The organism is Micromonospora sp. NPDC005203, assembly GCF_042872705.1.
GTDB lineage: Bacteria > Actinomycetota > Actinomycetes > Mycobacteriales > Micromonosporaceae > Micromonospora.
This window is the reverse complement of record NZ_JBIAKV010000005.1, coordinates 366,882-380,407: the sequence shown is the minus strand read 5'-3', so window position 1 is coordinate 380,407 and position 13,526 is coordinate 366,882. Positions and strand designations below refer to the sequence as shown.

The 13,526-nt window shown below is 69.8% G+C and carries 13 protein-coding genes; 7 read left to right on the top strand and 6 right to left on the bottom strand.

Features of this window, described 5'->3' with window-relative positions:
• Positions 1-627 precede the first annotated feature (627 nt).
• On the bottom strand, positions 628-882 hold the full coding sequence (locus ACFYPM_RS15500; RefSeq protein WP_387196382.1) for an SCO4848 family membrane protein: 255 nt from the start codon (positions 880-882) through the stop codon (positions 628-630).
• 125 nt (positions 883-1,007) lie between these two features.
• Here ACFYPM_RS15500 and ACFYPM_RS15495 point away from each other — a divergent pair, with 125 nt between their 5' ends.
• Together ACFYPM_RS15495 and trpS are read left to right on the top strand one after the other, a co-directional pair.
• A complete protein-coding gene (locus tag ACFYPM_RS15495) occupies positions 1,008-1,319 on the top strand; it encodes a hypothetical protein (protein WP_387196379.1) in 312 nt (103 codons plus the stop codon).
• Positions 1,320-1,585: 266 nt separating this feature from the next.
• Entirely contained in the window at positions 1,586-2,644 is a 1,059-nt protein-coding gene (gene trpS, locus ACFYPM_RS15490; RefSeq protein ID WP_387196376.1) for a tryptophan--tRNA ligase, read from the top strand.
• A 57-nt stretch (positions 2,645-2,701) separates the two neighbouring features.
• On the opposite strand, the gene ACFYPM_RS15485 is transcribed toward trpS, so the two are convergent.
• Positions 2,702-3,424, bottom strand: a complete 723-nt coding sequence (locus ACFYPM_RS15485) for a hypothetical protein (RefSeq protein WP_387196373.1) — start codon at positions 3,422-3,424, stop codon at positions 2,702-2,704.
• A gap of 72 nt (positions 3,425-3,496) precedes the next feature.
• Between ACFYPM_RS15485 and ACFYPM_RS15480 the strand changes: the two genes are divergently transcribed.
• From ACFYPM_RS15480 to ACFYPM_RS15460, 5 genes are all read left to right on the top strand, one after another.
• The gene (locus ACFYPM_RS15480; RefSeq protein ID WP_387196370.1) at positions 3,497-4,147 is read left to right on the top strand and encodes a winged helix-turn-helix transcriptional regulator; all 651 of its coding nucleotides are present in this window, start codon (positions 3,497-3,499) and stop codon (positions 4,145-4,147) included.
• Between the two features lie 40 nt (positions 4,148-4,187).
• Positions 4,188-5,393, top strand: coding sequence for a low temperature requirement protein A (locus tag ACFYPM_RS15475; protein WP_387196367.1), 1,206 nt, complete (start codon positions 4,188-4,190; stop codon positions 5,391-5,393).
• Between the two features lie 108 nt (positions 5,394-5,501).
• Positions 5,502-5,849, top strand: a complete 348-nt coding sequence (locus ACFYPM_RS15470) for a YciI family protein (protein WP_357377155.1) — start codon at positions 5,502-5,504, stop codon at positions 5,847-5,849.
• Between the two features lie 2 nt (positions 5,850-5,851).
• Positions 5,852-7,108, top strand: coding sequence for an RNA polymerase sigma factor (locus tag ACFYPM_RS15465; protein WP_387196364.1), 1,257 nt, complete (start codon positions 5,852-5,854; stop codon positions 7,106-7,108).
• A gap of 19 nt (positions 7,109-7,127) precedes the next feature.
• A complete protein-coding gene (locus tag ACFYPM_RS15460; protein ID WP_387196361.1) occupies positions 7,128-7,721 on the top strand; it encodes an HAD family hydrolase in 594 nt (197 codons plus the stop codon).
• Between the two features lie 4 nt (positions 7,722-7,725).
• Here the strand turns inward: ACFYPM_RS15460 and ACFYPM_RS15455 are convergent, their stop codons facing one another.
• The 4 genes from ACFYPM_RS15455 to ACFYPM_RS15440 all read right to left on the bottom strand — a co-directional run bounded on the left by ACFYPM_RS15455 (position 7,726) and on the right by ACFYPM_RS15440 (position 13,437).
• On the bottom strand, positions 7,726-8,697 hold the full coding sequence (locus tag ACFYPM_RS15455; RefSeq protein ID WP_387196358.1) for an NADP-dependent oxidoreductase: 972 nt from the start codon (positions 8,695-8,697) through the stop codon (positions 7,726-7,728).
• A gap of 198 nt (positions 8,698-8,895) precedes the next feature.
• Positions 8,896-9,963, bottom strand: a complete 1,068-nt coding sequence (locus ACFYPM_RS15450; protein ID WP_387196355.1) for a WxL protein peptidoglycan domain-containing protein — start codon at positions 9,961-9,963, stop codon at positions 8,896-8,898.
• A gap of 91 nt (positions 9,964-10,054) precedes the next feature.
• Positions 10,055-12,028 (bottom strand): fibronectin type III domain-containing protein, encoded by a 1,974-nt coding sequence (locus tag ACFYPM_RS15445; protein WP_387196352.1) that lies wholly within the window; start codon positions 12,026-12,028, stop codon positions 10,055-10,057.
• Between the two features lie 143 nt (positions 12,029-12,171).
• On the bottom strand, positions 12,172-13,437 hold the full coding sequence (locus tag ACFYPM_RS15440) for a HupE/UreJ family protein (protein ID WP_387196349.1): 1,266 nt from the start codon (positions 13,435-13,437) through the stop codon (positions 12,172-12,174).
• Positions 13,438-13,526 lie beyond the last annotated feature (89 nt).

The window sequence follows — 13,526 nt, the reverse complement described above, 5'->3', positions numbered from 1 at the left end:
TATAAATCATAATTGGCACTGGCTTTACAAGCACCCTGTTGAGTTCTCAAAGAACAACCACACACCGACCAGAAGCCCCACCTCAGTGGAACCCCAACCGGGGCTTTCCGTACCGTGTCCCCGTCGCTCTCGCGCCGGGCACTTTTACTACGTTACCTCACCGTCTTCGCCGTGTCAAACCGTGTGTCCCGGTCTGTCATGCTTCGTACGGCTTAGCGCCGGCGCACTCACGCAGCAGCAGGCCGCTGCGTCAGGTCGTCGGATTTGGCAGGCCGGCCGCTGCGGTTTCCCGCAGTCTCGCCCGGTTCCCTGCCGGTCGTGAACCTTACCCGGTCGGCTTCGCTGCACCAAATCCGCCTCGCGGCCGATCCGGCGAGCACCGCCCGGACCGTGTCTCGCAGGAGTGAACCCCTCCGTGACCCGGTTGCCAGCTCGTTTCGGGGCCTCAGGACTTCCGTCCCGTTTGCCCCGTTCCGCGCTGGCAGAGAGAAAGTTACGCGTCTGCGGGTTTGATCGTCAAATCCGCAGGTAGCGTCGCCCGTCACACTCGCGTCGCCGGCCGACTGCCCGTTCCGACCGAGGGGTGCTCGGTCCTGGTCGCGGGTGTGCCACCGGGACGAGAGTTGGTCAGGACGCCGGCCGCCGGCGGGCGGCGAGCCAGGCCCGGATGCCGAGGACACCGACTGTCGTCCCGATGGCCAGGGACGCCGCGATCAGCAGTACGTGGACCCACAGGAAGCTGGTGGCGGAGCCGTCGCCGACGGTGCCGGATGTCCAGGACCGCGGGTCCTGCCAGATGGCGACCGCGAACCTCGGCCAGATAACCCAGGTCCAGACCCCGACCCCGACCAGGAACACAGCCCACCCTCGCGACAGCACCATGGCTGCCGAGTATGCCAGCGCACCTGTTCACCTGGCCGTTCGCGGACACCCGCCCGTCAGCAGGCCGCCCGGCACCCGGCCGCGACCCGGCGACGTGACGGGTCCAGGCTCGTCGGTCCGTTTCGATGCCCGCGCGGCAGGCGAGTGACGGACGCATCGGCACCATCGACCAGGCGAGCAACGAGGCGGATGCCGGGTACCTGGTGGTGGACACCGGCCCGTGGATCTTCGGTCAGCGGGTGCTGCTCCCCGCCGGCACGGTGGAGCGGGTGGATCACCAGGAACGTGTCGTGCATGTCGACCGCACCAGGCAGCAGGTCAACGACGCACCGCCGTTCGATGCGGATCCGGCCGACCCGGAGTACCGGGAACGCGTTGGCGCCTATTACGCCGCCAACCAGCTACCCCTGCCCGGTGCCGCCCCGCGGGTAGTGTGAGGCCGTGGTTCGGACGGGCAGTTGCGCAGCGAAGCCGGTCGACACGGTCGACGGCCTCCGCCTCGGCGCGGCGCCCGGTGTTCCGACCCGCTCCGGCGATGGCCGTGAGCAACTCCTGGGTGTCCTCCGTGCCGGTGGTCTGCGGTTCCGCGCCGGCGCGCGATGGCGGACGGCTCGCTGAGCCGATCCCGCCGACCGAGAGGGCTGACCCGCCCCGCTCGGCGCGCGCCCACGCGTCACCCACCAACGGAACGAGAGGCACCACCATGTCCGTCGCACGAATGCTCACCGGCGATCGGCCGACCGGCCGCCTGCACCTTGGCCACTACGTCGGCAGCATCGCCAACCGGGTACGGCTGCACCGGCGCTACGAGAGCTTCTTCATCATCGCCGACCTGCACATGCTCACCACTCGCAACCGCCGCGAGGACATCGACCAGGTCTCCGGCAACGCCCGGGAGATGGTCACGGACATCCTCGCCGCCGGCGTCGACCCGGAACGGGCCACCTTCTACCTCCAGTCGGCGATCCCCGAGGTCGGCGACCTCAACACCCTGCTCCAGAACCTGGTGACGGTTCCCCGGCTGGAACGGGTTCCGTCCCTCAAGGACATGGCCCGCGACGCCGGCAAGGAGGAGATGCCGTACGGGCTGCTGGGTTATCCGGTGCTTCAGGCCGCGGACATCCTCTGCGTGAAGGGCGAGGTGGTCCCGGTCGGTCGGGACAACGCCGCGCACGTCGAGGTCACCCGGGAGATCGCCCGGCGGTTCAACCACCTGTACGGCCCGGTCTTCCCGGTGCCCGAGCTGATCGCGGCGGACACGCCGAGTCTGGTGGGCACCGACGGGGCGGCCAAGATGAGCAAGAGCCGAGGGAACACCATCGCTCTCTCCGACGACGCGGCGACGGTGCGTCGCAAGGTGCTCGGCATGTACACCGATCCCAACCGGGTACGCGCCGACGTGCCGGGCACGGTGGAGGGCAACCCGGTGTTCGCGTACCACGAGGTTTTCAATCCGGACCGCGACGAGGTGGCCGACCTGGCCCGGCGTTACCGGGCCGGGCGGGTCGGCGACGTGGAGGTCAAGCAGCGGCTGATTGCCGCGCTGGAGGGGTTCCTGGCGCCGATCCGGGAGCGTCGGGCCGAGATCGAGGCGGACCGGGGGTTGGTGGACCGGCTGATCGTCGAGGGCACGGAGCGGACCCGCGAGGAGGTCCGCCAGACCATGGTCGAGGTACGCCGGGCGATGGGGCTGACCGGCGCGTACCAGCAGGTGCGGCGGCGGGCTGAGCGGAGCCGGCGCCGGACGGACGCCTCGACCTGAGGCCGGGGCGTCCGGTCGGCGACGTGACGCCGGGGCCACTGCGACACCGTCGGGGTGTCAGCGGATCCGGACGTCAGCCAGGTCCAGGGTGATCGGCGTCCAGGACAGGTCCGGCGTGCGGTCCTCCTGGCGGTTGTGGATCCGGCGTCGCGTCGGCACGACCAGCCCGTCGACCTCGATCGCCCCGCTCACGTAGTGCGCGGTCGGCGAGGAGCCGTTGACCACCGGCTGATAGTCCATGCGCCGCAGCAGCCCGCTGTCGTCGAAGTAGTACAACTGGGTGTCGTTGTGGGTGTCCAGGCTCTCGGGGTACGTGACGCGCAGCCCGCGCCACGACTCGCCGCCCTCGACCCACGGCTCGACCTCGTGCGCCTCGACGCCTGGCCAGCTGAACAGGAACGGCTCGACGAGGTAGTGCCAGGTGGCGTAGCCACGGAAGTAGGCGGCCTGGGCGAGCGTCCACTGGCTCTCCCGGGTATAGCCGGCGAAGCTGGCCCGGGGGTTCGTCAGTTCGTCGATGAGGCTGCCGTCGACTGCGGTGACGGTGACCCGGTCGGTGTCGCGGTCGTACTCGGTGACCCGGCCGGTGCCCTCCTGGACGTGGCGAATCTGCTCCCGGTGCAGGTCGGCCTCGACCAGTTCGGTGCCGTCGAAGTCGGGTCTGCCCTTGAATGCCCAGAACGGGCCGCCGTAGGTGAGCCGGGTGGTGAGGGTCGACGCGGTGTTCCAGCGGTCAGGGCCGCCGTGACGCTCGATCACCTTGGCGAGCAGTGGATCCATCAGGTACTCCTAAGTTAGGACTAGATAGTACGACGTTAGCACTGTTCGGTGGAGGCCGACTACGATGACGACGTGACTCAGCGGACCTACCAGGACGCCTGCGGGGCGGCGCGAACCATGGACATCGTCGGCGAGCGCTGGGCTCTGCTGATTGTCCGAGAGCTGGTCTTCGGTCCGAAACGTTTCGGCGATCTGCGGGCCGGCCTGCCGAGGGCCAGCCAGAACGTGCTCAGCCAGCGACTCCGGGAGCTGGAGCAGTCCGACATCGTCCGGCGGGTGCAGCTCGGGCCGCCGGCCAGCGTGCACGCGTACGAGCTGACGGAACGCGGTCAGCAACTGGAGCCGACGTTGATCGAGTTGTCGCGGTGGGGGGCCGGCCTGCCCGCGGAGCCGGGCGTCGAGATGAGCACCGATGCGTTCATGCTGTTGCTGAAGGCCCTCTATCGGCCACCGGCCGACGCGCCCATGACCACTCGACTCCGGTTGCAGGTGGGCGCCGACGCCTTCGAGGTGGGGGTGGCACCGAGTGGGATCAGCGTGGCTCGTGGCCGGTCGGGCCAGGTCGACGTCACGGTCACCGGCACCGTGCACGCGCTGCGGGATCTGATGTTCGGCGGCACGCCGCTGCGATCGGCGGTCTCGGCGGGCGACGTCGAGGTGCACGGCGATATCGGAGCGGCCGAGCGGTTCTTCCTGCTCTTCGGAGCGAGGCCGGGCGGGTAGACCGGATGGGCCAGCGACCCAGATGGCGCAGAATGCGCGTATGAGGAGGATAGTCGACATTCGTCCGGTGCCGGCGGGGGTGACGCACCGGACCACGATGTTCGAGATCTTCTTCGACCTGGTCTTCGTCTTCGCGCTCACCCGGGTCATCACGTTCATGGCGGTGTCGCCGAGCGCGCTCACCCTGGCCCAGGGGCTACTCCTCCTGCTCCTGCTGCTCTACTCCTGGGGTCCGTACACCTGGGTGGGGAACCTGGTCCGCCCGGATGTCGGCCTGGTCCGCGCGGCCACCCTGGTCGCGATGGCGGCCATATTTTTGGCCGCGCTGGTGCTGCCCGACGCCTGGAAACAGAGCCCCGGGTTGCTCGACGCGCCGCTCACCCTGGCCCTGGCCTACGTGATTGGCCGGGCGGTGCAGCTCGTGATTCTGTTCTGGGTGAGCGCGACGAACCCCGCATTGCGCTCGACACTGCGCTTCTTCAGCGTGCCGGTGATCCTGGCGTGGCTCCCGCTGATAGTCGGCGCGCTGCTCGGCGGCGCGGCCCAGACGGCGCTCTGGACGGCCGCGTTGCTGGTGGACATCGGCGGCGCGCGGATCGCGTCCGCCTTCCGGCCCTGGCAACTGGGCAGCGTGGACCACTTCACCGAGCGGTTCGGTCTGGTGCTCATCATCGCGCTGGGCGAGTCGTTGATCTCCGCCGGCGAAGGGCCACGGACGATGGCACCGGTCGGTGCGGCCGTGCTGGCCGCGCTGCTCGGCCTCACCAGCACGGTGTGCCTGTGGTGGCTCTACTTCGACCGGCTGGCAGCCGCCGCCCGGGAGGCGGTCAGCAACGTGCCCGGTGGGCGGCGGGCCAGCGTGGCTGGCGACGCGTACGGCATCGGGCACTCCCCGCTGATCATCGGCGCCATCTACGTCGCGCTCGGCATCGAGGAGGTGATCGCCCAGCTCACCGAGGGGTCCGCGCATCCCGGCCGGCTGGGTTGGGAGGCCGCGACCGCGCTCTACGGCGGCACCGCCCTCTACCTGCTCAGCAGGTTGGTCTTCCGTCGGCTGACCGTTGGCGCGCTCTACCCGGGGCAGGTCGTCGCCGCACTGCTGCCACTGGCTCTGCTGCCGATGGGTCGTTCCCTGCCGCCACTTGCGGCGCTCGCCCTGCTGACCGCCTTCCTGATCGGGGTCACCCGGTTCGAACGACGAATGGACCGACGGGACCTGCGACGGGTGGACCGACCGGCGTCGTGAACTCCCGGCCGGAAAAGACCTGATCCGCCGTGTCGATATCCGCGGGCCTCGACCGTCGTCATGCTGTACGGCGACGCGCCGCACCGAGAGGAGCCGAACGTGAAGTACATGCTGCTGTTCATGAGCCCCATGGTCGATGGAGAGGTCGTCGACAACGGGTGCAGCTTCGAGGACTGGATCCGCTACGACCGGGAGATGAAGGACGCCGGGGTCTGGGTCTCCGGGCATCCCCTGCAGGACCTGACCACCTGCACCACTGTGCAGGTCGGCCCGGACGGCGACCGCACGATCACCGACGGGCCGTTCGCTGAGACCCGCGAGCTGCTCGGCGGGTACGACATCATCGACGTGCCGGACCTCGACGCCGCGCTGGACTGGGCGGCCCGCAGCCCCGGAGCCGTCGGCACCGGATCGGTCCAGGTACGTCCGATCGCCGAGATCGACGTGCAGGTCTGACCGTGCCGGGTGAGGCGGCAGCAGTCGGGTCGTTTGTGGAGGCGGTGTTCCGGGAGGAACGCGGCCGACTGCTCGCCTCGCTGGTGCGCCGCTTCGGCGACCTCGACCTGGCCGAGGAGGTCACCTCGGAGGCCATCGAGGCGGCGCTGACGCACTGGTCGATCGACGGCGTCCCGAGCCGGCCGGGCGCCTGGCTGCTCACCACGGCCCGGCGTCGAGCGGTGGACCGGCTGCGTCGCGACCGGGTGCTGGCGACCCGGCTCGCCGTACTCCGGGCGGAGGCCGAGCGGGCCGACCACGCGCCGCCCGCCGACGCGGACCGGGACCTGCCCGACGACCGGCTGGCGCTGTTCTTCACCTGCGCGCACCCGGCCCTGGCCGCGCCGGATCGCGGAGCGCTCACCCTGCGGTTCCTGGCCGGCCTCACCACCACCGAGGTCGCGCGGGCCTTCCTGGTGCCGCCCGCCACCATGGCCCAGCGACTCGTCCGGGCCAAACGAAAGATCCGCGACGCCCGCATCCCGTTCCGGGTGCCCGGCCCCGACGAGCTGCCCGGTCGTCTGCCCACGGTGCTCCAGGCCGTCTACTCGGTCTTCACCGAGGGGTACGCGGCCAGCTCCGGCCCGGATCTGCAACGGATCGACCTGGCCGAGGAGGCCATCCGGCTGGGCCGGATCCTGCGTCGGCTGCTGCCGGCCGAGCGGGAGGTTGCCGGGCTGCTCGGCCTGATGCTGCTGGTCCACGCCCGACGGGACGCGCGTACCGGACCGGACGGCGCCCTGATCCTCCTCGACGACCAGGATCGGGGACGGTGGGACCGTCCGATGATCGAGGAGGGGTGCGGCCTGGTGGTGGTCGCGCTGACCGGCCGGGCGCCCGGCCCGTACGGGGTGCAGGCCGCCATCGCCGCGCTGCACGACGAGGCCGCCGACGTGGCCAGTACCGACTGGCCGCAGGTGGTGGCGCTGTACGACGTGCTGCTCGGCCTGATGCCCTCGCCTGTCGTCGCGCTGAACCGGGCCGCCGCGGTGGCCATGCGGGACGGGCCGGAGGCGGGGCTCGCGCTGCTCGACGAGTTGGCCGACGATCCGCGCCTGCGCGGCCACCACCCCTATCCGGCGGCGCGGGCCGCCCTGCTGCGCCGGCTCGGTCGGTACGACGAGGCCGCCGCCGCGTACCGCAGCGCGTTGACGCTTGTCGGCACCGAACCGGAGCGCGCGTACCTGCTCAGCGAACTGGAAGCCGTCACGACCGGGTGAGCTGTGTACCCTTCCCCGGATGAGTCTGCCGCTGCCAGCCGGTGAGTTCGCCGCGTACCTGTTCGACTGCGACGGCACGATCGTCGACTCGATGCCGCTGCACTACCTGGCCTGGCAGCGGGCCCTGCACGACTGGGGTTGCGAGTTCCCGGAGGACCTCTTCTACGCCTGGGGTGGACGGCCGACCGCCGACATCATCGTCGCCCTGAACGAGCAGCAGGGGCTGGCCATGCCGGTGGCGACAGTGGTCGAGCGCCGGGAAAGCTACTACGAGGAGCTGTTGCCGCAGCTCGCCGCCGTGCCGGAGGTGGTGGCGCACATCCACGACGCCCACCGGCGGGTCCCGTTCGCCGTGGTCTCCGGCAGCACCCGCGCCTCGGTCACCGCCTCGCTCGACGCGCTCGGCCTGCTGGACCGGTTCGACGTGCTGGTCTGCGCCGAGGACTACACCCGGGCCAAGCCGGACCCGGAGGCGTTCCTGCTCGCGGCGGAACACCTCGGCGTACCCCCGGGGTCGTGCCTGGTCTTCGAGGACACCGACCTGGGCATCCAGGCCGCGACGGCGGCCGGCATGGCATCGGTACGCGTGCCGCAACAGCGCACGGCGCGCTGAGGTCTCAGGCCACCGTCAGCAGCAGCTTGCCGGCGTAGGAGGTTTCCAGGCGCTGGTGCGCGTCGCGCACCTTGCCCAGCGGGAACTTCTCCGCGACGTGCACCACGAACGGGCCGGCCTCGACGAGTTCGTTGAGGCGCTGCAACTGTCGGGGGCTCGATTCGCCGTCGTACGCCCGGACCACCACGCCCGACCGTTCCTGCGGCTCCGGCTGCACCCCGTGGGCGAAGGCGACCACACCGCCGTCGGTGAGTGCCTCGGTGAGCCGGTCCAGCGTCTTGCCGCCGGCCATCGCCAGGATGGCGTCCACCCCGGCCGGTGCCGCGTCCCGGATCCGGGCGAGCACCTCGGTCAGGTCGGCGTGGCCGTCGAGGGACACGTCGGCGCCGAGTCGGGTCACCAGCGCGACGCCGTCCGCCCCGGACGCCACGGCGATCACGTTCAGGCCCTGCCGCTTGGCCAACTGCACGCCCAGGTGACCCTGACCGCCGCTCGCACCGAAGATCAACAACCAGGCGCCGGCCGACAGGCTGACGGTGTCGAGCCCGGCCAGCGCGGTCAGCGCGTCGGTGGGCATGGCCCCGGCGTGCTCGGCCGGTACGCCGTCGGGCACCTTCGCCGCGTACTCTGCCTTGACCGCCGCGTACTCGGCGTAGAAGCCGCCCTTCGGGCGGGTGGTGGCGGAGACGTAGACCAGGTCACCGACCCCGACGTTGGACACCTTACTGCCGGCGGCGAGGACGGTGCCGGCGCCGTCGGAGCCGGGCACGATCGGGAGCGCCGAGCCCTCCGGCACCAGCACGCCCTGCCGCTCGTACACGTCCCACACGCCCACGCCGGCGCTCCGGACCTTGATCAGGATCTCGTCGTCGGCGATCTGCGGGATCGGCAGCTTTCGCAGCGTGATCACCTCCGGCCCGCCGAACTCGTCCAGGGCAGCGGCCTGCATCCGCTCTGGCACATCCCCGTCAACCATGTGCTTCCCCCTCCGCGCCGGCGTCACCGTCGCAGCATGCCGGCTCGGGGACCGGCGTGGGCCGGAGCCGAGTGGCGTTCACCCACAAGGGCGACCGTCGCGCGATCTTGCAGTTTCGGTCGCCGATACGCGTGGAATGCCCTGCTATGACGGGGCAGCAAGTGCAAGATCGCGGGAGCGGGATCGGGGGGTTGAGCCTCAGGAGGTCTGCGGGTTTGGGCCACGTAGGGCCTGTTCGACGGCGTCACGTACGCGGGCGTCCTCGCGAACCGTGCGCCGCGTCCGGTTGCGACGCCGGTACAGGTACGCCCCGACGAGCACGGCGATCAGCACGACGAGCGCCAGCACCAACATCCACGGCAGCGCCCAGCCGTGCGCGGTGACCGTCACCGGCTTGAGCGAGGTGGTGGAGCCCGAGGCGTCGCTGAGCAGCGGCGTGAGGGTCACGGTCGCGGCCAGCGAGACGGCGGGGGCGACCCCGGCGATGGGTACGGTCACGTCCCAACTCTCGCCCGGGAGCAGCTCCGGCGGCGCGGCGATGTCCTTCGCCCGTACCCGCAGTACACCGAACGGCCCCGAGACCGATACCGCCTGCTGCCCGGAGAGTGCCGCGTTGCCGATGTTGTGGATCTTGTAGGTGACGGTGACGTCGCCCTTACGGAACGGGTTGGCCGAGCCGCCGTACGTGACGTGCGGGTCCTCGATCGCGAGGTTCGGCTTCAGCTCGCCGCCGACCCGCAGCTTGATCCGGATGCCGAGGCGCCTGTCGACGTTGATGCCTTCGGCCTGGTCGGCCTGGGTGAGCGTGGTGAGGATCCCGCCCACGTAGTCCCCGGGCGTGGCGTTGTCCGGGACGCTGACCGTGAAGGGGACCTGCGTGGTCTTGCCGGGCTGGATCACGACACTGCCGGCCTTCGGCTTCGCCCAGGCGCCGATCGCGACGGACCTGGCGTCCCTGGTGAGCAGGTCGAGCTGGCCCGCGTCGGTCGTGAAGCCGTCGGCGGCGTACACGGACAGGGTCAGTGGCGCCTTGCCGCGGTTCGCCACCACCATGGCGTCCTCGACGGCGCCGCCGGGGTTGACGTTGTAGCTGTAACTGGACCGAGCCTCGCCGTAGCCGTTGGAGGCCGTGCGGACCGTCCAGGCGACGTTGCCGTCCGCCGCCAGGGCGGGGCCGGCACCGACGCCGACGGTCGCGACGGCGGCGAGCAGGGACAGCGCGGTGGTACGAGCAAGCTTCTTCCAGCGCGTTACGGACGGGTACATGTAGGATCCTTGAGGTGATCTTGAGGGGCCTGCACATGGGTGGCGGGGTAGGCCCCCGAAGGTGCCTACCCCGCCCGGTGGAACAGTTCGGTCAGCTGCTCAGCGCGGTGATCGTGAGCGTGGTGCGGTAGCTGCCCTTCGCGATGCTGTCCGGGATCTTCAGATCCAGGTCGGCACCGAGGCGGGCGCCGCCCCGCGGGTGACCCTGCGCGGCCGCGGCGAGGGCGCTGGAGACCGAGAGACCCTTGCCCTGGTCGTCGAAGGACGACAGGACCGGAGCACCGGCCTCGGCGCCCGCGCCACCGTCGAGCACGTACGGGTTCCAGCCCAGGTAGGAGCCGGAGAACTTCTTGTCGGCGTCGGAGAAGTCGCCGACGTTGGCCGAGATCGACCACGGGGCGAGCGAACGGCGGCTGTCCGACACGAGGATCGGGTTGATCTTGCCGGCCGCCTCGAAGTAGGTGCCGTCGCGCTCCTGGGCGGTGCCCAGGTCGACCAGGCCGTTGTAGCCGTCGATCGTCCAGCCGAACTCGCCCGGAGCCGCGTTCGGCACGTTGACCTGGATGGCCTGACCGTCACCGTGGTACGGGTGCACCGTGACCTTGTCGACGATCGAGCCGACCGGCTGACCGTCCGGGGTGTTGACGCAGGAGAGGCCCTTCTCGACGGCCGCGTTCGGCGCCGCGCAGGTGCCGCTGCGGACGTTGGCCAGCACCAGCTTGTCGCCGCGCACCTGCACCTTGACGTAGCTGCGGACGTGCTCCTGGTTCTGCACCGAGTTGTACCAGTACTTGCCCGGGTCGAGCGGGTCCGGGCCGTTGCCCCGGATGCCGGTGCCGCTGTCGTCCGGCTTCTTGATGTCGTAGTACTTCGAGCCGGAGGCCGAGTTCGCCGTCACGTAGATGACGCCGCCCGGACCGGGGAACACGTCGGCAGCGCCGGGCTGCTCGGCCGGGTTCTCCTTCTGGCCGTTCTTGATCGAGTAGCTGCGGGTGTAGCTGTGGTCGTGGCCCTGGAGCACCATGTCCACGCCGAGGTTGGAGAAGGCCGTGGTGAAGTCTTCCCGCCGCTGCTTGTTGTCGCTGTCGGTCGCGTGGCTGGCCGGCGAGTAGATGGAGTGGTGGTAGACCAGCACCTTCCACTTGGCCTCGGAGCCGTGCTTGTTGATCACGTCGGTGACGTACGCGACGTGCGCCGCGTCGCCGCCGGCGGAGCCGTCCGCCGGGTTGGCGTAGCTGTTGCTGTTCAGGTCGATGAACAGCACATCCTTGTGGATGAACCAGTAGTCGCCGCCGGACCGGGTCGCCTGGTCGCCGTTGTAGTACTGCGCCGAGCGGTCGGTGTTCGGGGTGAAGTGGTGCTGCTCGTAGGACTTGCCGCCGACGTCGTGGTTACCGATGGTGGCCACGAGCGGGTACTGACGCAGCTGCTCGGGGGCCAGGAAGGAGGTCCACTGGCCCTCGTCGTTGGCGCTCTCCACGTGGTCACCGGCGGAGACCAGCAGCTCGGCGTTCGGGTTGGCCCCGGTGGCGACCTTCAGGGTCTCCTCCCAGCCGGCCTGGTCCTTCAGCCGGTCACCGGAGGAGCCGATCTGCGGGTCACCGAAGAACAGGAAGTCGTAGTCGCCCTCGAAGTCCTGGGTCTTGAAGGCGTACGCCGGGGACCAGCTGCCCTCGGCGCCGACCCGGTACGAGTACGCCGTGTTCTCGCGCAGGTTGCTGATCGTGGCGTGCCGGTTGAAACCGGTGGTGGAGGTGTTCGCCGCGCCGACGGCGTCGAAGCTGACGGCGCCTGCCGGAAACTCGCCGTTGACGATTTCGGCGGTCGGGGCGAGCTGGATCTTCTGGGCGGTGTCCGCGGAGGAGTACCAGCTCACGATCCGCTGGGTCTCGTTGGCGCCGACGCCGAGGATCACGCCGGTGATCGTGGTGGACTCGGCCGCGCTGGCGGTGGCCGTGAGGCCGCTACCGAGGGCCGCGCCCATTCCCAGGAGGCCGGCTGCGACCCCGGCGACCACGCGCCGCCGCACGAGCCCGGGGGCCCGTGTCGAGGTGCTCAATGTCATCGACATTGTTCCCTTTTCAAATAGAGAAATGGATGGTGACTTCACCCGACGCGGGGAAGCAAATCCACGCTTTCGCCGCCTGGTGAACCGGCCATGAACGTGATCTTGCGAAAGCCTGCACTTCGCGAACTACTTAGCCTTACTCAGGACCCGGAAACGCGCTGGACAAACCAGATCAGCCCCATGACGGACACGGCTGCGGAAACAACACCGGTCGCCCAGATGCCGGCTTTCGGCGCACGGCGGCGCAGGACGAGCAGGAGCGGGAAGACCACCGCGATAATCGTCAACTGAACGACCTCGATGCCGATGTTGAACACCAACAGCGACCACAGCAGGGTCCACGACCACGCCTCGTCGATGCCCAACGCGCCCGCGAAGCCCAGGCCGTGCACGAGGCCGAAGCAGAAGACCACCCCGAGACGGATCCAGCCGGCCCGATCCAGGCTGAAGTGACCGTGCCCCGCCGTCTCCAGGTCGGCCGCGTGCTTGCCGCGTCGCCAGATCCCCCACAGGTGCCAGCCGGCGACGACGGCGATCGACAACGCGATGACCGGTTCCACGACCGCCCCCGGCACCTTGACCAGGCCGAGGGCCGCGAGCATGAACGTCACCGAGTGCGCCAGGGTGAAGCTGGTGGCCGCGAGCACGATCTCCCGCAGGCGCCGCGATCCGGCGATGAGCGCCAGCAGGAACAGGATGTGGTCGATCCCGGACAGCAGATGTTCGGCGCCCAACAGGAAGAACTCCCCGAACCGCTCGTACCACGCCTGAGCCGTCGAGAAGCTGGGGTTGGCGCTGTCCAGCGCCGCACTGCCCGAACGGCTGTCGATCTCGTAGGTGACGATCGTCTTGGTGCCCTTGACGTAGCCCTCGTCGTCCGGGAACAACGCGCTGCGCACCTCGTGCTGGTCGACCCGCTCGGGGCAGGTCCAGTCAAGCAGCAGATTCGCGTACGGCACGCCCTCACGCTCGCCGATCGTCGCGTCGCCCACCTGCGTCGGCTGACAGGCGGTGGCCCGAGCGGTCACCGAGAACCGGTCGGAGACATACCTGAGGACCGTTGACGAGTGGCTCTTCAGTGCTGCGGCCTGGGCGTCGCCGTCGCCCGCGTCGAATGCGGCGGTGCCCGCCGTGAAGAGTGGGTCATCGTCGCCCGAATCCGCGGCGGACACGACGAGAAGGTCGTATTCGAGATCCAGCGCCGTCCGGATGTGACCCTCGTCTCCGGGGGTTATTTTCGCGTACACAGTCGACGAGAAGCCGTGCGCGGAAGCGGTTTCGGCGCCCAAGAATGGAAGCACCACCGCGGCAATCCCGACAGCGGTGCAGATAACGGTACGACGGACGCGCCCCAACATATGACTCCCTCGGTTGGCCAGTGCACGTTGCATGGCGTGGGTGAACACCAGCCCGCGCGTCAACGAACCGCCGGAAAACAACTACCGCGAAGGACCGCCCGCGGATAAACGGTGCAGGGAATTGAGATAGGAATACG